This is a genomic window from Microbulbifer maximicatervae (SeqCode) (assembly GCF_056231245.1).
The window spans coordinates 5,130,432-5,148,135 of sequence record NZ_CP174334.1 but is presented as its reverse complement, the minus strand read 5'-3'; the positions used below and the strand labels follow the sequence as shown (position 1 = coordinate 5,148,135).

At 51.1% G+C, this 17,704-nt stretch carries 19 protein-coding genes; 3 read left to right on the top strand and 16 right to left on the bottom strand.

Features of this window, described 5'->3' with window-relative positions:
• Window positions 1-104: 104 nt before the first annotated feature.
• Together ACJJIS_RS22540 and ACJJIS_RS22535 are read right to left on the bottom strand one after the other, a co-directional pair.
• Entirely contained in the window at window positions 105-2,153 is a 2,049-nt protein-coding gene (locus ACJJIS_RS22540) for a hypothetical protein (protein ID WP_475709130.1), read from the bottom strand.
• A gap of 502 nt (window positions 2,154-2,655) precedes the next feature.
• Window positions 2,656-3,792, bottom strand: coding sequence for an aminopeptidase (locus ACJJIS_RS22535; protein WP_475709129.1), 1,137 nt, complete (start codon window positions 3,790-3,792; stop codon window positions 2,656-2,658).
• Window positions 3,793-3,863: 71 nt separating this feature from the next.
• Here ACJJIS_RS22535 and ACJJIS_RS22530 point away from each other — a divergent pair, with 71 nt between their 5' ends.
• Both ACJJIS_RS22530 and ACJJIS_RS22525 read left to right on the top strand, forming a co-directional pair.
• Complete coding sequence (locus ACJJIS_RS22530; protein ID WP_444918578.1) at window positions 3,864-4,097, top strand: hypothetical protein; 234 nt, start codon at window positions 3,864-3,866, stop codon at window positions 4,095-4,097.
• A 110-nt stretch (window positions 4,098-4,207) separates the two neighbouring features.
• On the top strand, window positions 4,208-4,381 hold the full coding sequence (locus ACJJIS_RS22525) for a DUF3149 domain-containing protein (RefSeq protein WP_282930681.1): 174 nt from the start codon (window positions 4,208-4,210) through the stop codon (window positions 4,379-4,381).
• Between the two features lie 308 nt (window positions 4,382-4,689).
• On the opposite strand, the gene tatC is transcribed toward ACJJIS_RS22525, so the two are convergent.
• From tatC to ubiE, 8 genes are all read right to left on the bottom strand, one after another.
• Complete coding sequence (gene tatC / locus ACJJIS_RS22520; RefSeq protein WP_413663789.1) at window positions 4,690-5,439, bottom strand: twin-arginine translocase subunit TatC; 750 nt, start codon at window positions 5,437-5,439, stop codon at window positions 4,690-4,692.
• Window positions 5,436-6,029 (bottom strand): Sec-independent protein translocase protein TatB, encoded by a 594-nt coding sequence (gene tatB, locus ACJJIS_RS22515; RefSeq protein WP_282930679.1) that lies wholly within the window; start codon window positions 6,027-6,029, stop codon window positions 5,436-5,438. The genes tatC and tatB overlap by 4 nt, the downstream gene beginning before the upstream one ends.
• Before the next feature lie 29 nt (window positions 6,030-6,058).
• Entirely contained in the window at window positions 6,059-6,322 is a 264-nt protein-coding gene (gene tatA / locus ACJJIS_RS22510; protein WP_444892350.1) for a Sec-independent protein translocase subunit TatA, read from the bottom strand.
• An 88-nt stretch (window positions 6,323-6,410) separates the two neighbouring features.
• Window positions 6,411-6,743: a phosphoribosyl-ATP diphosphatase gene (locus ACJJIS_RS22505; RefSeq protein WP_475709128.1), complete on the bottom strand. Its 333-nt coding sequence runs from the start codon at window positions 6,741-6,743 to the stop codon at window positions 6,411-6,413.
• A 7-nt stretch (window positions 6,744-6,750) separates the two neighbouring features.
• Window positions 6,751-7,143, bottom strand: coding sequence for a phosphoribosyl-AMP cyclohydrolase (gene hisI, locus ACJJIS_RS22500; protein ID WP_282934621.1), 393 nt, complete (start codon window positions 7,141-7,143; stop codon window positions 6,751-6,753).
• 51 nt (window positions 7,144-7,194) lie between these two features.
• Entirely contained in the window at window positions 7,195-8,805 is a 1,611-nt protein-coding gene (gene ubiB / locus ACJJIS_RS22495; protein WP_475709127.1) for a ubiquinone biosynthesis regulatory protein kinase UbiB, read from the bottom strand.
• A gap of 2 nt (window positions 8,806-8,807) precedes the next feature.
• Entirely contained in the window at window positions 8,808-9,437 is a 630-nt protein-coding gene (locus ACJJIS_RS22490; protein ID WP_475709126.1) for a ubiquinone biosynthesis accessory factor UbiJ, read from the bottom strand.
• Between the two features lie 55 nt (window positions 9,438-9,492).
• On the bottom strand, window positions 9,493-10,242 hold the full coding sequence (gene ubiE / locus ACJJIS_RS22485; protein ID WP_108734987.1) for a bifunctional demethylmenaquinone methyltransferase/2-methoxy-6-polyprenyl-1,4-benzoquinol methylase UbiE: 750 nt from the start codon (window positions 10,240-10,242) through the stop codon (window positions 9,493-9,495).
• A 123-nt stretch (window positions 10,243-10,365) separates the two neighbouring features.
• On the opposite strand from ubiE, the gene ACJJIS_RS22480 reads away from it, so the two are divergent.
• Entirely contained in the window at window positions 10,366-11,178 is an 813-nt protein-coding gene (locus ACJJIS_RS22480; RefSeq protein ID WP_444915180.1) for a CHAD domain-containing protein, read from the top strand.
• A gap of 55 nt (window positions 11,179-11,233) precedes the next feature.
• On the opposite strand, the gene ACJJIS_RS22475 is transcribed toward ACJJIS_RS22480, so the two are convergent.
• The 6 genes from ACJJIS_RS22475 to ACJJIS_RS22450 form a co-directional block, all read right to left on the bottom strand.
• A complete protein-coding gene (locus ACJJIS_RS22475; protein ID WP_475709125.1) occupies window positions 11,234-12,796 on the bottom strand; it encodes an alkaline phosphatase in 1,563 nt (520 codons plus the stop codon).
• Between the two features lie 16 nt (window positions 12,797-12,812).
• Window positions 12,813-14,348, bottom strand: coding sequence for an alkaline phosphatase (locus ACJJIS_RS22470; RefSeq protein WP_444915178.1), 1,536 nt, complete (start codon window positions 14,346-14,348; stop codon window positions 12,813-12,815).
• 265 nt (window positions 14,349-14,613) lie between these two features.
• Window positions 14,614-14,988 (bottom strand): gamma-butyrobetaine hydroxylase family protein, encoded by a 375-nt coding sequence (locus tag ACJJIS_RS22465; RefSeq protein WP_444895682.1) that lies wholly within the window; start codon window positions 14,986-14,988, stop codon window positions 14,614-14,616.
• A 4-nt stretch (window positions 14,989-14,992) separates the two neighbouring features.
• Window positions 14,993-16,309 carry an ATP-dependent protease ATPase subunit HslU gene (hslU, locus tag ACJJIS_RS22460; protein WP_282930670.1) on the bottom strand — a complete coding sequence of 439 codons (1,317 nt, stop codon included), beginning with the start codon at window positions 16,307-16,309 and terminating at the stop codon, window positions 14,993-14,995.
• Window positions 16,310-16,382: 73 nt separating this feature from the next.
• A complete protein-coding gene (gene hslV / locus ACJJIS_RS22455; protein WP_108734993.1) occupies window positions 16,383-16,922 on the bottom strand; it encodes an ATP-dependent protease subunit HslV in 540 nt (179 codons plus the stop codon).
• Between the two features lie 165 nt (window positions 16,923-17,087).
• Window positions 17,088-17,666, bottom strand: a complete 579-nt coding sequence (locus ACJJIS_RS22450; RefSeq protein WP_445355394.1) for an SPOR domain-containing protein — start codon at window positions 17,664-17,666, stop codon at window positions 17,088-17,090.
• Window positions 17,667-17,704: the final 38 nt, after the last annotated feature.

Sequence of the window (17,704 nt, the reverse complement as noted above, 5' to 3'; positions counted from 1 at the left end):
AGTAAACTACCTATCTAATTTTTGGATCAACACAAAAAATGGCGACACAAGGTGTCGCCAGAAAATAAAAATTCAGTTAAATCTGGAAACCATATCTTTAGAATTTAAAATGGTCTTTCAGACAATTTAATCAAGCCAGAATGGTAAACTCTATTAGTACCTAAAACATGTTCATCCGCATCTATATCTTCACCATAAAGGCTAAGATAAACATCTTGAAAATATTTTACATTGTATTGAAACCAATACTTATCATCACTGTCTACTTGATGAATATCCCATTCACGCTCCTGGAATAAAGCACACTCTGCATCAACCTCTGGGTCCCAAGAATCTGATATACAGGGCTCAGCCACAGACTCAGACCTGTAAAATCTGATAGACAGATTACCATTGGTCTTTAATTCCCATAGCCCAGAAAGCTCCTGACGTTCACTATCTTCAATGGTACCATCATTATCTAAATCATTGAGAGATACCGTTGAAATAGTACCATCTGCAGAAATATCAAAATAGAATCTATGAAGTGGCTCGAAGAAATTTTTTGGATAAATATAAACACCTTCAATTTCGTTATCAGCCCAGCTTTCAATATCCTTTGAAAAAATAGTTGATATTGCAGAGGAGTGCAGCCCATCTGGAGACACTCTTTCTACAAACGAAGTAAGAATTTCTCCATTCTGCAAACTTAAAAGAGAGAAATATAATTTCTCATTATCAGAAAAGCTAACTACGAGGCGATCTAAATCATCGACAATCCAGGTAGCAGAAGCATCACTCTCAATTATCTCTCCATTTCCGGAAGCAACTGGAATTTTAACATTCACATTGCCACCACTCTCGAAATCACCTAAGAAACTCATTTTTAATGAATTAAGTGTAGAAATAGGCTGGAAATTCTCAATATAGTTCACTACCTCTCCATCTCTATCAGGAGTCGGCATACTATATGAATTACCAATAACTAGTATATCTTTCGGACTCAAAAGATCAGATTGGCGAGCACTGTTTGCAGCAATATAATTTGTCTCAAATATATCATCCACCTCAGCCCAATCAGGGAATTTAAGAGTATCGGAAGTTTCTAAAACTACCATTCCTTGATTTTTAGAATCCAACATCCAGAACAATCGGTCGAACTGTCTTTCCCTCACAGCGGAAAGATAATACTCACCAACTTCCATAGGAATACGCTCTACAAGGGGCTCTACAGACTCCAAAGATATCCCTTCAGGCCCTTGAGTCCAAGTCAATTCAACTAACCCACTGCCATTGAGATATTCACCTGTTCCATTTGTATTTAATGTAATTCTTCCGCCTTCAGATGGAAGGTAATATGTTCCCTCAATAGGGTTTAAATTATTGCTAGAAGTGCCTAACAGGCCAGGTTCTTGGGCCATAGCAACCTTAACTTCTTTAAATAAACCCTCCATCTGATTCATAAACATAGATACATATTGAGATGAAAGATCAAAATCTGAAGCAAACTGATAGGTATCTTCTACTTCTTCAGGTATTGATATACCTCTCTCTGAGTAATCTATAAATATTTTTATTGCTGCAGCGACAGAAAAGGCTCTTTCAGCATCAACTTTTTTAAATACCTCATCCCACTCATCAGAAGACTCAATAACTGAGTCACTTTTCGATTCTAATATTGCTGAAATAGCGGTAGATACGCTGCTAATATTTACAGCATGACTTTCCGATTGTTCAAGAACACCATCATCTCCAGCGATTTCGACTAAATAACTAAAAGTTCCTAGAGTGCTCGCAAATTTAATCTTGCTGTCTTCTTGAGAAGTGGCAAAAATTTTAACAACTTCATCTGATTCAGATTCATCCAACTCGATTTCAGCCGTATAGCCACCATCGCTACTGGAAAGTGAGGAAACTAATGAATCACCTATGAATATTTCAATATCAGCGTTTGTAGTTGGCCCATCTATCAAGGTGCCATGAATAGAAAGCGAAACTCCCTCCTCACCACTTCCACCACTTCCACCACTTCCACCACTTCCACCACTTCCACCACTTCCACCACTTCCACCACTTCCACCACTTCCACCACTTCCACCACTTCCACCACTGCAGCCTACTATTAAGCTAACAACGCAAGCCCCTAAAAGCTTCGATAATCCGTATCTGTTCATTCTACCAAACTCTTCCTTTACACAACTTAACAAAGAGCAGCACTATAATTTTTCTAGCAGGGAAAATCTATCGACAAAAAGTCAATCCTGACAAAACCTAATCTGTACGAAAGTGCAGCAACATTGGAAGGGAGATTCTTAAGTACTTACTATAAGCATAGATAGTTAATTGGACTGAATGGATAGCCCTAAAAAATAATAACTATGTAAACATCTATTAACCTATCACATCAAATAAGATCAGATAAATATATCCAAAGCTTGAACAAAGACGCTTACAAAAATATAAAAGTGTATAACTTAAAAATATGGAGTGACTCCTTGAAATGATGGCCCGGCAACTAGTGTTATTCTCCAAAGATAAAATTAAACATGGCTATTTTTTTACTAAATAAAGCGTATCGACAATCATGTATTTGCCATTTCGCGACACCCAAAATTCAACATGGAGATAAAAATACAGATTGTTATATAATGGAAATACTCAGCCCCATTTAAGAAATCAATTCCCATTATGAATACAGGCTATTACATCACTATCAATACTCTGCTTTGATATATTATTTTCTCGTTTGTACTCGCTAGCCAGCTGCAACAAACTCTGCTCTCTATCTTCCTTATCGAGCTCACCCAATCTTTCAGCTGCATTATAAAAATCCTCCCAACCATTACTATCAATATAAAGCTGACGAAAAGCTGGAACCAAAGATTCATATTCTGCCGCCAACGCCAAAGTAGCATTATTGGTTTTCTCTATATAAGCCTGGTAGCGCGCGGGGTAAGACCACTCTGCTGCCATACGCCAATAGCAACGCCTCAATCGACTCAGAATTTCCTCCTTTTCTTGGCGCTTTTCCTCGTCTGGCAAGTTGGATTGGTAAACTGGTTGAAGCTCTTTACGCGTCGCTGTCATTAACTGTCGTACCGCCAGTGCCTGAGCCTTAGTCTCCTCAGCAGAACTCGAGAGACCTTGGCTACGAAGCCAATCAGGTAGGGCAATTTCGGACACTGCTGTAGCAAAGCTCTCATTAAAGCGGGTATCACCCGGCACATAAACTCTTCTGTGGGCCAACTCATGAAATAAGAGTCCGGCTAGTCTCTCCGGTGTCCAATTCACAAAGCTTGATAACACAGGGTCATTAAACCAACCCAGGGTGCTGTAGGCCGGCACGGCTCCCAGGTAGACATCGTAACCCTGGTTCCGCAGGCTATTTGCTTTGGCCATAGCCGCTGATTTGCGGAAGTAGCCCCTATAGCTAGCGCAACCAGCTATGGGGTAACACCATCGTTTGGGGCTCAGGGAAAACTCTGGTGCGGCCAATACATTCCATATGGGGTACTCATCATCGAGCTGAACATAGGAGCTATAGGCTTGCCCCACTGGTAGTTTTAACTCCTGTGCTGCATAGGCACGGATTTCCTGAACGAGCTGTAATTGCTTCTGGAGTTGATCACTGGCATTGCCGTCTTGAACCAGCTCTTCAATCGGCTGCCGGGCAGAGAGTATCCGCAATTGACCGCTTGCAGCCTGGAAGTAATAGCCCGCAGTCTCGCACCCGTAGAGCCCTAACAATACTAATACGAGCAGCCAAACTCTGGGGCGCGCTAAAAACCTAAGATCAGAAATACTGATATACACTCTTTTTCCTATTAGTATTTTTCTTAGAGAAACCCACCAGTCAAACGATTCCATGTGCAAAAGGTTATTCCATGTCACCAGTGGCAGCCGTCTTAACAGTATTTGCCCTGGTTTTAGGTGCTGTTGCCTGGTTGCGACTGCTATTTATTGGTTTTAGTCGCGACCCCTTGTCGGGGCTGATAGCACTATTTATGCCACCTTTGGCGCTTTTGCTGCTTCTGCCTGACAGGCGAGAAAATAGCGATCTTTATTCTTTATGTGGCACGTCCTTACTCTGCCTGCTAGCAGCCCTGACCCTGCGTTGACCAACCCGTCGTTCTTACAATAAGTCGATCCAGCTTGATTTAGGTCAAGAGGTTTCCATTACAGCTCCCTAGACTGCATAGGTGAAGCATTAGCCTATTTGGAGAGAAAAATGGATGCTTTAATTGACCTGTTTACCAGCTTTTCTGGCCTTCTCAGCTTGGCCGTTATTGCCTTTATATTCCTGATGGCAGCGTTTTTCGTTCGCTTGGTTCGCAACAATGTTGAAAAAGCTGTTGCCGAGCAGGAACGCATCGCAGCACAAGCAACCGGTTCCAATAAATAGCTAGGCTTCCATCGTTGCTGTAAGCAACCAAGCACAAGCTAGTTTAGCGTTTATCTCTCGATCTGGTATCTAATAGCGGGCTTTCTACAGCCGGTAGGGTGGTCAACCTCCCTGTAGCTGGGAAATAACCGTGTAATCAAGCTTCTTGTCATGGAAGAGGTGGAGTTGATTCTACTGAGAAGAGAGTGCGGCGTTGTGCCCGTATAGCTAGCGCTCTCAGGTGAGTAACCCTATCGAGAGCGCAACTGCAACACCTCAAGCGCTACCTGTGAAGCTAACCGCTGAAAGCCCAGTGGTGACTTTTTATCTCAGGTAGCAGGCTTGTCTTTGGGTGAAGACTTCATCCAACGCCCAAATAAAATGCCAATCTCAAACAATAGCCACATGGGGAAGGCCAATAAGGATTGGGAAATTATATCCGGCGGTGTCAGTAGCATCCCAATTAAAAAGCATCCCACAATCACATAAGGGCGCTTACTTGCCAGGGTCTTGGCATCCACGACCCCACTCCAGATCAGTAGGACTGTCGCGATAGGGATTTCAAAAGCAAAACCAAAAGCAAAGAAAAGCTTCAGCACCAGATCCAGATAACTGCGCATATCTGGCATTACCTTAATATCTTCTGGAGCAGTTCCAACAAAGAAATCAAAAAGAAGGGGAAAGACCACAAAATACGCAAATGCAATGCCGATATAAAAAAGTGCGACGCTACTAATTAATAATGGAATAGCAATACGTTTTTCATTTTTATACAGTCCCGGGGCAATAAATGACCACACTTGGTAAAGCACAAAAGGGATTGCAATAAAAAAAGAAACTATAAAGGTCGTTTTGAACGGGGTAAGGAACGTGGAAGTCACCTCTGTAGCGATCATTCCAACATCACCCGCCAAACGCTCCTGTAGTGGGTGGGCAATAAAATTATAAATTTCAGACGCAAACGGCATCAAGCAGACAAATAAGACCAATACGACTAAGAGGATTCGCAGTAGGCGATCACGCAGTTCGATCAGGTGGTCGATAAAAGGCTGATGTTTATCTTGGGACTGATCGCTCATGACTGGCTATCTTTTTCCTGTTGCGATGTTTTCTTCTCGCCTTGTTTTTCTTCTTCATCTTCATCGATGTTTTCAGGATGGTCCGGGTTTAAATCCGGGTCCCCAAAATCATGCCAATGCTCCGGGTATTCCGGATCCTGTAACTCCTCGGCAGTTTCATCCTGTTCTGGCAAATAATCCTCCTGCTCTGCACGAGGATGAGCAGGTTCTTCTATCGCCTTTTCAGGCTTTGGTGCCTCAGGATGATTTACTCCAGCTGCCTGTTTTTCTACTGGTGTCCCTGCAACTTGTGGTTTTTCAGGCTGATTAAGCGCGTCGTGAACTTCCTTATTGGCTTCGCTAAAGGTTTGCTCCATCTCACGACGACTCTCCTCAATCTCACGCATAATGCGCTCATTGTGAAGTTCACGCCGTATATCATCGGCTCCAACCTCTCGCTCCAATTCTTCGCGAGCACTATGTAAGGTCCGCTTCAAACCGGACCACCAGCGGGAAGTGGTACGCACCGCATCGGGCAGTCGCTCAGGGCCAACCACCAACAGGGCCACGGCAGCAACTACCAATAGTTCTAAAAAGCCGATATCAAACACAGAGTGACACTCGCCTTAGTCGTTGCCGATTATTTGTCCTGAGACTGTTTATCTTTATTTTTGACAGTACTGTCTTGGCCTGGCTTCTCTTCCTCATCGTGCTTGAGACGCTCGACATCTTTGTCTTCATCAGCATCCTTGGATTTGTCTTCATCCTTAACCGCTTTGCGGAAACCCTTAATTGCGCCCCCCAGATCGCCTCCGAGGTTTTTCAAACGCTTGGTTCCGAACAGTAGTAAGACTATGACCAGGACAATCAACAACTGCCAGATACTAATTCCACCGAATCCCATAATTGTCTCCATTACATTCAATAGGATGGCTTGAGTTTCTTACCGGGCACTCCCGCCATCAGGGGTGGTGCCACAAGTGATTCAAATTTTACTTAGTTCGCGCAGCTTTCTCGTCCAGGCCAGAAAGACCAAATCGGCGCCCAAGCTCTCGAACCACGTCCTGAGAATCAGCGCCCAAGTGAGATAGCATGACCAGCGAGTGAAACCATAGGTCCGCTGTCTCGGCAACCAGGTCTCGATTATCGCCACTACTCTGTGCGTCTTTTGCTGCAAGAATAGCTTCAGTGGCTTCTTCACCGACTTTTTCCAAAATCTTGTTCAGGCCTTTGCTATGTAGACTGGCCACATAGGATTCAGAAGCATCACTGCTATTTTTACGGCTTTCCAACACCGCATCGAGCTGTTGCAGCACATCTTTCATAATTGTTTCACTTATAAATGGACTTCGGGTCCTGAATCACCGGCTGATTCACCTGCCACTCTTCATCTTGAAGGAGGTGATAGAAACAACTACTGCGTCCGGTATGACAGGCGATTCCACCTTCCTGCTCGACCAACATTAATACGGTGTCCCCGTCACAATCCAGGCGCAATTCACGCACCTTCTGCAGGAAGCCGGAGGTTTCTCCTTTGCGCCACAGGCCCTTGCGGGATCGGGACCAGTAGACGGCGTAACCCTCACTGGCAGTGAGCGCCAGCGATTCCCGGTTCATCCAGGCCATCATCAACACCCGCCCGGTTTTGAAATCCTGCGCAATCGCAGGAACCAGGCCATCACTGTTCCAGCTGACTTTATCGAGAAAACCGGCCTTTGCTTGAATTTGAGTCAATGTCTAACAATCCTTAGAAGTTCCAGTGTAGGCCGAAGCGCCCTAGGGCCACAGCAGTAGCACTAGTGCAGCAACGCCCAGTACCCAACCAGTCGGCGGCAACTGAGCCAGCCATTCCGGTTTACTGACGGCGATGGCGCCAACGCCCAACACAACTCCGGCGACCCGCCGAATATATTGGCGCAAGCCTCGGCGTTGCGAGCCCGCCAACTGCTCGCCAATTACCTCTAACTGGGGCGCCAGTTCCCGCGACTGCTCCAGAGCTGAGTACACCAGCTGTGGCATCTGCGGGAATTTCTCAAGCCACTCCGGACCGTAGCGCTTTATCTCACCCACAATTGTTTTGGGGTGGATTCGATCGCGCATCCAGCGCTCTAAAAATGGATGAGCAGTCTTCCACAGATCCAGCTGCGGATAAAGCTGTCGACCCAAACCTTCGATATTCAACAGGGTCTTTTGTAACAGTACCAGCTGCGGCTGTACCGCCATATCGAATCGGCGTGCAGTCTGGAACAGACTGATCAACACCCGAGCGAAGGAAATCTCTCCCAGGGGTTTTTCAAAAATGGGCTCACAGACCGAGCGAATAGCGGACTCAAAGGCATTGATCGGCGTGTCGGAGCGAACCCAACCACTTTGCACGTGCAGCTCCGCCACCATACGGTAATCGCGGCGGAACATCGCCAGGAGATTGCGCGCCAAATAGTACTGGTCTTCCCGTGTCAGGCTACCGACGATTGCGGTATCAATCGCAATATATTGCGGGCGTTGCGGGTGCTCCCTGGAAACGAAAATGTTGCCCGGGTGCATATCCGCATGGAAAAAGTTGTACTCGAATACCTGCTTAAAGAAGATCTCAACACCGCGCTCAGCCAGCAGCTGCATATTGGTGTCCTGGGCGCGAAGCTGGGCCAGGTCGGTGACCGGGATACCGTCGATACGCTCCAACACCAGGACATTTTCGCGGGTGTAATCCCAGTGCACTTCGGGGATATACAACAGCGGGGAGTTGGTAAAGTTGCGGCGGAGCTGGGTGCCGTTGGCCGCTTCACGAGTTAGGTCCAATTCACCTTCAATCGTGTGCCGATAGTCCTCAACCACCTCCACCGGGCGCATGCGGCGCCCTTCGGGCACAAAGCGTTCAATTACACGGGCGATCACCCCCAGGAGTTTCAAATCTTCCTGGATTACCTCATCAATGCCCGGGCGCAGTACTTTGACGACCACTGATTCGCCGCTCTTTAATTCAGCCGCATGCACCTGTGCAACTGAAGCCGCTGCCAGTGGCTGCTGATCAAATTTGGCGAAGACCTCATCCACCTTGGCACCAAGGGCTTCTTCGATCAGAGCCGTGCACTGGTCACTGGGGAAGGGCGGCACCTTGTCCTGTAAATAATCTAATTGCTCGACAATATCTGGTGGTAGCAGGTCGGGACGAGTGGAGAGAAGTTGGCCGAATTTAACGAAAATGGGCCCCAGCTCTTCCAAGGCTCGGCGCAGCCTTTCGCCCCGTGGCATCTTGGACTGCGGCAGCAACTTCACCGGAAGTAGCAACCCCCGCAACCACAGTGGGCGCTCCTCGGCTGGCAATAATTGATCGAGACGATAGCGCAGAAAAACCCGCGCAATTGTGAGACTTCGACGAACTGGCAAAACTACTCGGCCTCCCTGCGGGAAAATTGTTCTTCCAGCAAGCGTACGCGCGCCTCGAGCCGTTCAGCAGCTAGAGAGGCCTCGGCCAGGTCTTCGACAAATGCTTCGAACTGGGCCTGGGGTGGAGTCAGCTGCCACTCCTCACTGATAGCCTCTGCCGCCACTTCAGGCGCTCGATTCAGGTTGCCTCCCAACCAGCGGGCAGCATCGCGCAGGACATTGCCAATTGAGTGGGCGGGAATATCGCCAACCACTTGCGCCAACGGCGCTTCCCAATCGATATCCAGGTCACTCAAGATCCATTGCAGTTCTGCCAGCAGGGCACTTGAGCCGCTCACTGACACCCCCAGTCCGGCAGGAGTTGCATCCGGGTCTTTGATCAGGCGTACAAAAGACAGCGCTGAGCCGCTCAATTGGGTGGTAACTTCCCCCTCCCAATGCTGGCGCACCCGCACCTGGTCACCCTCGATACACAGGCAAAACTGTAGTTGCGGGGCGGTTAAATCCAGCGCCATGGTCTTTCCATCCAGAGCGGAAAGGCGCTCGCGTGTCGCCGGGTCATACTGGAGGGCAGTATTAATTGTGGTTTCCAGCGCGGCATCAAAGCCCGCGCGAAAAGTGGGGTCGCTCATGGCGGTTTACGGCCTCGTGCCTGCGCTCAGAGAAAAAATAGGCTTATGCAGTTTTTCAGGGCTTGATGCCCCGGTGCAAAGCGACAATTCCGCCGGTCATATTGTGGAATTCACAATCGACAAAACCGGCATCCGCCATCATCCCCTTGAGGGTTTCCTGATCTGGATGCATGCGGATACTCTCCGCCAGGTAGCGATAGCTGTCCGCATCATTGGCAACCAGCTTGCCCATAAATGGCAACAGACGGAAAGAGTACTGATCGTAGACTTTCTCCAACAGCTTCGACTGGGGCTTGGAAAACTCCAGCACTAACAATCGGCCACCGGGTTTCAACACGCGCAACATGGAGCGCAGCGCCAGGTCCTTATCGGTGACATTGCGCAGGCCGAAAGCGATCGTGATGCAATCAAAGGTATTGTCCGGGAAGGGCAAGTACTGGGCATCCGCCTGCACCGGCACCACGTTGCCGGCGATTCCCCGGTCGAGCAGGCGATCGCGACCCACTCGCAACATCGATTCATTGATGTCCGCCAATACTACCTGGCCGCTGGCACCCACAATACGGGAGAAGCGCGCGGTGAGGTCACCGGTACCCCCGGCGATGTCGAGAATACTTTGGCCCCGTCGGGCCCCGGACAATTCGATGGTGAAGCGCTTCCAGAGGCGGTGAACACCTCCAGACATCAAGTCGTTCATTACATCGTAACGGGCTGCTACAGAGTGGAACACTTCTGCCACACGACCGGCCTTTTCTTCCACCGGCACTTCCTGGTAGCCGAAGTGGGTGGTCTTGCGATCCTTCATGCTATGCCTGCTGAGCGAAAACTTTAAAAGGCCATTGTACATTGCCGGAGCCAGTGGGGCACCGCTTGAAATCAAGCAGAGCGGTAACCACTAAAATTTAGTGAGATCACCCGGGACTGTTCTATGAGCTATCAATTCCAATGTGACTCTCCTTTTCCCGAGCAAATCAAATCTATCGCCCAGGCAGAAGTAACGGCGGCAAACGGATACTTGCTCCGCAACGGAGGGGAAACTGCTGTCCACGAACTGCGCAAACGCTGCAAGAAAATTCGCGCGCTACTGCGCCTGGTCCGCCCACAAATCATTAGCACTTTTCAGCGTGAAAATACCCACTACAGAAAATTGGCAAACACTCTCGCCCACACCCGCGACCTCACAGCACTGCGCATCGCTTTACTGGGATTGGCACCGCTACATCACTTTCACCGGTTACACCATCTCCTCGACGAACTGATCCAGGCAGAGCAAAACCACTCAGCGGTTCAAGCGGCATTGAAACTCCTCGATAAAGGTCAAATAAGAATTCCATCGTGGCCGCTTGAACAGCTCGGCTGGCATGATGCGGAAGCCGGTTACCTGCGCGGCTACCGAAAAGCCGCAAGCGCATGGCGTAAAGTACGCAGGCACAAAAATGCAAACCGCCTGCATCTATTGCGTAAAAGAGCCAAGGATCACTGGTACCAGAGCCGCTTATTGAGGAAGCGTTATCCGCTCACTGTGGGCGAGCGCTGCAAGTCACTAAAGGAGTTGGGAGAAGTTCTGGGTGACTGGCGTGATCTCCATTTGCTGGCACGGCTGGTAATCACTCAGGGAGACAAGCTGCAAAGTGAGTTTGGCACGGTGCTAAAAATTATCCGGCACCGACAAAGCCTACTCATGAAAAAGACCGAAGCACTCTGTGGGGCGCTTTTCTCCAAGCCTCAATTCAAGATCTGACCGGGGAAAGTTTCGGTGTGGATGAACATGTCTTCCACACCGACAGCTGATGGGATTACTGTTCCAATAATCCGCCAGCGCGCGCCATTACGTGAAACAGGAAGTTTTGTTCGTTGGTGCCGCTCACCAGGTGCGCACCCGGTCCGCGCGCCCAAACACCCACATCCTCACCCGCGTGGGATTCACTGCTCATGGGAACCAGGGCATCCTGCTGGTAATCCAGGGCAGCAGTATCTGTGCTCACCAGGCTCGGACGCGCTCCGCTATCACCGGCACTGTAGCCCGGGCCATTGGCATAGCTCAGAGTCGTGTAGGGCAGGCCATCTTCCGCCAGGGCATGAGAGGTTTCCGCTTCGCCATGGCCGTCATTGCCAATCACTTTACCGAGAATCGGGTTACCGCGAGTGGGGTAGCCGGCGATAGTCATCACGTGGCTGTGGTCCGCAGTAACAACAATCAGGGTATCTTCTGCACTGGTATTATCCATGGCGTACTGAATCGCTTCGGCAAATTCCACCGCATCGGTCAGCGCGCGATAGGCGTTGCCGGCGTGGTGACCGTGGTCGATACGACCGGATTCCACCATCAGGAAGTAGCCGTCCTCATTTTTCTGCAGCATCTCGAGACCTTTGGCGGTCATCTCTGACAGGGAGGGCTCACCGGCTTTATCGTCCTCGCGAACGGCTTCATATTCCATGTGTGAGGAATTAAACAGACCGAACAGCTTGTCGGTTGCGGAGGCATCTACGGCTTCAAAAGCAGTGGTGTCTTCAACGTAGGCAATATTGTTTACACCGTCGTCGTAACGGGCCTTCCACTCATCCACCAGGTTGCGCCCATCTTCACGGCGCCCCGCTTCACCTTCGATATCGGTAATATCGCTGGGCAGGAAGTTGCGACGACCTCCGCCCATTACCACATCGATACCATCACCGGCCTCAAACTCAATCAGTTGAGCGGCGATATCGGTGCAGCCATCCGGGGCTGCTTCTTCCCAGCCGCGCTCAGGTACCTTGGCATAAGTAGCCGCCGGAGTGGCGTGGGTGATACGCGCGGTGCTGATAATACCGGTGCTCTTGCCCAGGTCTTCGGCCAGTTCAATAGCCGTCGTCAGCGGGTACTCGAGGCTGGCGGCACAATCGCCGCGCGCAACATTTTCAGCAACACTCAATACACCGGCCTTGGTTTTAACACCGGTTACCAGTGCGGTCATAGTGCCGGCAGAATCCGGGGTCTGCTGGTTGGTGTTGTAGGTTTTGACCAGGCCAGCAAACGGCATTTGCTCAAAGCTCAGCTGGTGTTCCTCACCATCGAGGCCCTGCTGCTGACCCGCCAGGATACGGGCGGCGGTCACTGTGGAGATACCCATACCATCGCCAACGAACAGGATAATGTTCTTGGCGGCACCAGGGGTGTTGTTGATTTCTACAGCGCTCGCTTCTTCGATCGCCTGCTGGGCTTCCTGGAACCAGCTGCTGTTGCTCTGCGCAGAGGAAACACCGACATGCTCCTCTTCGGGTAATTCCACTACGTCGTCAGAGTTTGAGTTGTCGTCGCTACAGGCGGTGGCCAGTAGGGCGACAGAGAAAGCCAGTACCGTTTTCTTAAAATATCTCATGGTGAATTACCCCCAGTTATTCTTCTGTCAGCGACAGGTCGGTCGCAGCAGTCATCACGTGGAAGACTGCACTCTGCTCCAGGCTACCTTGTACCCGCTCGGCGCCGGCGCCGATAGCGTGCAAGCTGATATCCTCGCCCGCATGGCTCTCAGACTCCAGGTGCACCATTGCTTCCTGGTGGAAGCCCGGCGCTTCGGTATCCACGCCGGAGAGATCTTTGCGTCCGGTATCGGCGGCGATATCGTAGCGCTCATCCGCGTCGGTATTTTCACCTAAATCGGCATAACCCAGGCCATTGGCATAGCTCAGGGTGGTGTAAGGTTTACCGTCCGCAGCAAGACCTTCTTCCGCTTCTGCGGCACCGCTGCTGTCATTCTCAATCACTTTGCCGAGTATCGGGTTACCGCGAGTCGGATAGCCGGCGATAGTCATCACATGGCTGTGGTCGGCGGTCACCAGGATCAAGGTATCTTCAAGATCCACTTTATCCAAAGCAACCTGTACCGCATCCGCAAAGGCGATGGCATCGTGCAAGGCGTTGTAGGCATTGCCGGCGTGGTGGCCGTGGTCGATACGCCCGGACTCTACCATCAGGAAGTAGCCATCGCTGTCTTTTTCCAACAGCTCGATGGCGGTATCGGTCATCTCGGCAATGCTCGGCTCATCGCTGTCCTTGGCGATGCGGTCCGCATCGTAACTCATGTGGCTGCTGGTGAAGAGCCCCAATAACTTATCGGTGGAGGCAATATCGACGCCTTCCAGCTCGGAGCCACTCTCCACGTACACAGCAGTCTGCTCGCCGTCATAGCGCTCCAGCCATTCACTGGTCAGGTCGCGGCCGTCTTCACGCCTACCGTCGTTGTCGGTGGTAACAAAGTTGCGGCGGCCACCGCCGAGCATGACATCGATACCGTCGCCGGCAGACACCTCAACCATCTGCGAGGCGATATCGGAACAATCACCCTCGGCGGAATACTCCCAGTTGCGCTCCGGGCTGCGCGAGTAAGTGGCTGCGGGCGTGGCGTGGGTCAGGCGCGCAGTGGAAACAATGCCGGTGGCCTTGCCACGGCTCTCCACCATTTCCAGGAAGGTGTTTAATTCCTTACCCTCAGTGCTGGCGCAATCAGCTCGCAGTGCATCGCCGTCGATATTAATTACACCGGCGCGGGTTTTTACACCGGTCATCATAGCGGTCATGGTACCGGCAGAATCCGGGGTCTGCTGATTGGTGTTGTAGGTTTTGATCAGTGCGGTATGCGGAAACTCTTCGAAGGAGAGCGCATTTTCTTCGCCGCTCTCACCGACAAGCTGGCCTTCAAGGATACGGGCGGCGGTTAGTGTGGAAATGCCCATTCCATCGCCGACGAACAGAATTACATTCTTCGCAGTTTTTGCCTCTCGGGAAAGCGAAGCGCGCTCTTCCAATCGGTCAGCACTTTCCGTGTACCAGGCACTATTGGTTTGGTAGTCGGGCAGGGTTGCCGCTGAAACAGCGGAAGCGAGAGGAATCAGACAAAAGGCGCTCAGTGCGCGGACAATTGTTTTTGCCATGGGGGCCTCCGAAACTCGTTAATTTGGCGAGCATTAGAGTTCCAAAATGTGACAAAAGAATTACGCGCCGGTTACGTTGTTAATATCTTTGCTCTGAAAATCAATGAATATCAAAGAACTACCTAGAAGCGACAATATTTGGTGCAGTCGTACCAAAAATTAATTATTTCGGTAATAAATTATTGAGAAGAGTGGGGAGATATTGAGAGAGAGAAGGGTGGAACCGCCCCCTGGGGAGCGGTTGTCATTACCGATTAATTTGCCACTAGCCGATAAATTTCACCACACTCTCATCCGGGTCGCGGCCCTGGCCGGCATCGCGCAGGCGCTGAAGGTAAGCCTCCCAGTTGGACGAATAGTTTTCAGCTAGTTCGTGCAAATACTCCCAGGTAAAAATACCGGTGTCATGGCCATCGTCGAAATCGATTTTTAGCGCATAGCGGCCAGCCGCCTCCACCGTATCGATACCCACATGTATTTTGCCACTGACCAGCACCGGTTCGCTGGCACCGTGGCCACGCACTTCGGCGCTGGGGGAGTAGACGCGTAGGTACTCTGCCGGCAAGGTAAATTCAGCATCGCCAAATACCAGGTGCAGGCTTTTCTCTGCGCGATTTAATCGGATTTTTTGCGGTTTCATTGATTTACAAAATAAAACGCGACAGGTCTTCGTTCTGGCTTAACTCGCCCAGATGGCTGTCCACATAGGCGGCATCAATATTCAGAGAAGTATTGCCATCGCCCGCATCAAAGGAAATTTCCTCCAGCAAGCGCTCCAATACCGTGTGCAGTCGGCGTGCACCGATATTCTCGGTACGCTCATTCACCTCGAAGGCCACTTCCGCGATGCGGCGAATACCGTCTTCACTAAATTGCAGTTCCAGCCCCTCAGTGGCCAGCAATGCTTTTTGCTGCTCGGTAAGGGAAGCGGACGGCTCGGTGAGGATGCGCTCGAAATCTGCGGAGCTCAGCGAATTCAATTCCACGCGAATGGGCAGACGACCCTGCAACTCGGGAATCAGGTCCGAGGGCTTGGACAGGTGGAAGGCGCCAGAGGCAATAAACAGGATGTGGTCGGTTTTGATCATGCCGTACTTGGTGTTAACCGTGCTGCCTTCAATCAGTGGCAGCAGGTCGCGCTGTACTCCTTCGCGGGAAACATCGGCACCGCCGCTCTCCTGGCGCTTGGCGACTTTATCGATTTCATCGATAAATACGATGCCATTCTGTTCGGCAGCGCGGATCGCACGGGTCTTAACATCTTCGTCGTTGACCAGCTTGGCCGCTTCCTCGTCGGTGAGCTGCTTGAGGGCCTGCTTGACCGGCAGCTTGCTCTTGCGAGTCTTGCCCTGGGACATATTGGAGAACATGCCCTGGAGCTGGTTGGTCATCTCCTCCATACCGGGAGGGGCCATAATTTCTACGCCCATGGGCGCAGCGGCCAGATCCACCTCAACCTCTTTGTCATCGAGATCACCTTCGCGCAACTTCTTGCGGAACAGCTGGCGAGTGCTGGAATCCTTATCGGTGGGCTCGGTGGAGCGCGCCGGAGGCAACAGGGCATCGAGGATGCGCTCTTCTGCGGCATCCATAGCGCGCTGCTCAACACCAGCCATGGCCTGCTCGCGTTCCTGCTTCACTGCCATCTCAACAAGATCGCGGACAATCGACTCTACATCCCGACCGACATAGCCCACTTCGGTAAATTTAGTCGCCTCTACCTTGATAAAGGGCGCGTTCGCCAGTTTGGCCAGGCGGCGGGCAATTTCCGTCTTGCCCACGCCGGTAGGGCCGATCATCAAAATATTTTTCGGCGTGATCTCGGCGCGCAGGTCTTCACTAACCTGCATACGGCGCCAGCGGTTTCGCAGCGCAATGGCTACCGCACGCTTGGCCTCCTGCTGGCCAACAATATGGCGGTCGAGTTCGTGGACAATTTCTCTGGGTGTCATCTGGGACATACAAATTCCTGCAAAAATTCTTGCGGGGGCTTAAACAGCCCGCCAGCCGGTCACTCTAAGGTGTACCCGGTAATCAATAAGCCAGTTCTTCGATGGTGTGGTTCTGGTTGGTGTAAACACAGATATCACCGGCGATCTTCAGTCCCTGCTCCACAATAGAGCGAGCATCCATATCGGTATTGTCCAGCAGCGCACGGGCTGCCGACTGGGCGAAGGGGCCACCGGAACCGATAGCAATCAGGTCGTCTTCCGGCTGAATCACGTCGCCATTACCGGTCACAATCAAACTGGCAGTGGAATCAGCAACCGCCAGCAGGGCCTCCAAGCGGCGCAGGGCGCGGTCGGTACGCCAATCTTTGGCCAACTCCACAGCGGCGCGGGTCAGCTGGCCACCGTGGGCCTCAAGCTTGGCTTCAAAACGTTCGAACAGGGTGAAAGCGTCTGCAGTACCACCGGCAAAACCGGCAATAACCTTATCTTTGTACAGGCGACGCACCTTGCGTGCATTGCCTTTCATAACGGTGTTGCCCATGGACACCTGGCCGTCGCCGCCAATCACAACTTTGCCGTTGCGGCGACAGGATAAAATAGTAGTTCCGCGATACTGTTCCAATGGAGACCTCTCGGATTGCGCGTGTACTCTGGCAGCGGGCATCGAAGTGCCCGCGCCGGGGAATTATCTTCAGACTAGGTAAGTGAGGACGGTTCGCGCCGATTTCAATAAGAGAGGTCACAATTACTGAGTGGGGCAACACACCTTAATAAACGGAATTGATGGTCACTGGGTCGCCGGGCGTTTTAGCACCAGCGGCATCAGGCGATGCTCAGCCAGTGTCTGGCGCGCTTTGGCCATCCGGGAGCGGTTGCTATAAGGGCCCACCAGTACCCGATGCCAGGTTCCCCGGTTATCGGTGGCCGATTCCACTTTGACATCCAGGTTGGCCAGGGTCAGCTCAACGCGCAGGCGCTCCGCTTCAGAGGCATCGCGAAACGATGCCGCCTGCAGGATATATACCTGTGCCGGGGTGCTGCGATCGGGTTCCGACGAGCTACTACTCTGGGAATTGTTGGTGGAGTCACTGCGGCGCGCCGGTTGTGCCACTTTGGGCGGGGGTACCGTGACTTCGTTTTCTTTTAATTTTGTATAAAAATCAAAACGCGGTTGAGGCGATGTTTCCTCTCGCTGCTGTACCGCCTTTGGCTTAATGCTGCTTATTCCCCGGCTGTCCTTGTCCATGCCCTGAAGAAACAGTACGGCCACCGCAAAGCCACCGACAAAATTCCCCAGGACAAACCAAACCCATGCGGGTTTGCCTGCGGCTTTTTTACTGCGGCGATTACTGGTGCGACGGCTCATCGAAAATTTCTTCCCTGCAAGGTTTTAGCGGTTTGTGA

Excerpts from the sequence above, each read along its gene's own strand:
- ACJJIS_RS22540 (WP_475709130.1), bottom strand. The coding sequence starts at position 2,153 with ATGAACAGATACGGATTATCGAAGCTTTTAGGGGCTTGCGTTGTTAGC.
- ACJJIS_RS22530 (WP_444918578.1), top strand. The coding sequence starts at position 3,864 with ATGTCACCAGTGGCAGCCGTCTTAACAGTATTTGCCCTGGTTTTAGGT.
- ACJJIS_RS22525 (WP_282930681.1), top strand. The coding sequence starts at position 4,208 with ATGGATGCTTTAATTGACCTGTTTACCAGCTTTTCTGGCCTTCTCAGC.
- tatC (WP_413663789.1), bottom strand. The coding sequence starts at position 5,439 with ATGAGCGATCAGTCCCAAGATAAACATCAGCCTTTTATCGACCACCTG.
- tatA (WP_444892350.1), bottom strand. The coding sequence starts at position 6,322 with ATGGGATTCGGTGGAATTAGTATCTGGCAGTTGTTGATTGTCCTGGTC.
- ACJJIS_RS22505 (WP_475709128.1), bottom strand. The coding sequence starts at position 6,743 with ATGAAAGATGTGCTGCAACAGCTCGATGCGGTGTTGGAAAGCCGTAAA.
- ACJJIS_RS22490 (WP_475709126.1), bottom strand. The coding sequence starts at position 9,437 with ATGAGCGACCCCACTTTTCGCGCGGGCTTTGATGCCGCGCTGGAAACC.
- ubiE (WP_108734987.1), bottom strand. The coding sequence starts at position 10,242 with ATGAAGGATCGCAAGACCACCCACTTCGGCTACCAGGAAGTGCCGGTG.
- ACJJIS_RS22480 (WP_444915180.1), top strand. The coding sequence starts at position 10,366 with ATGAGCTATCAATTCCAATGTGACTCTCCTTTTCCCGAGCAAATCAAA.
- ACJJIS_RS22475 (WP_475709125.1), bottom strand. The coding sequence starts at position 12,796 with ATGAGATATTTTAAGAAAACGGTACTGGCTTTCTCTGTCGCCCTACTG.
- ACJJIS_RS22470 (WP_444915178.1), bottom strand. The coding sequence starts at position 14,348 with ATGGCAAAAACAATTGTCCGCGCACTGAGCGCCTTTTGTCTGATTCCT.
- ACJJIS_RS22465 (WP_444895682.1), bottom strand. The coding sequence starts at position 14,988 with ATGAAACCGCAAAAAATCCGATTAAATCGCGCAGAGAAAAGCCTGCAC.
- hslU (WP_282930670.1), bottom strand. The coding sequence starts at position 16,309 with ATGTCCCAGATGACACCCAGAGAAATTGTCCACGAACTCGACCGCCAT.
- ACJJIS_RS22450 (WP_445355394.1), bottom strand. The coding sequence starts at position 17,666 with ATGAGCCGTCGCACCAGTAATCGCCGCAGTAAAAAAGCCGCAGGCAAA.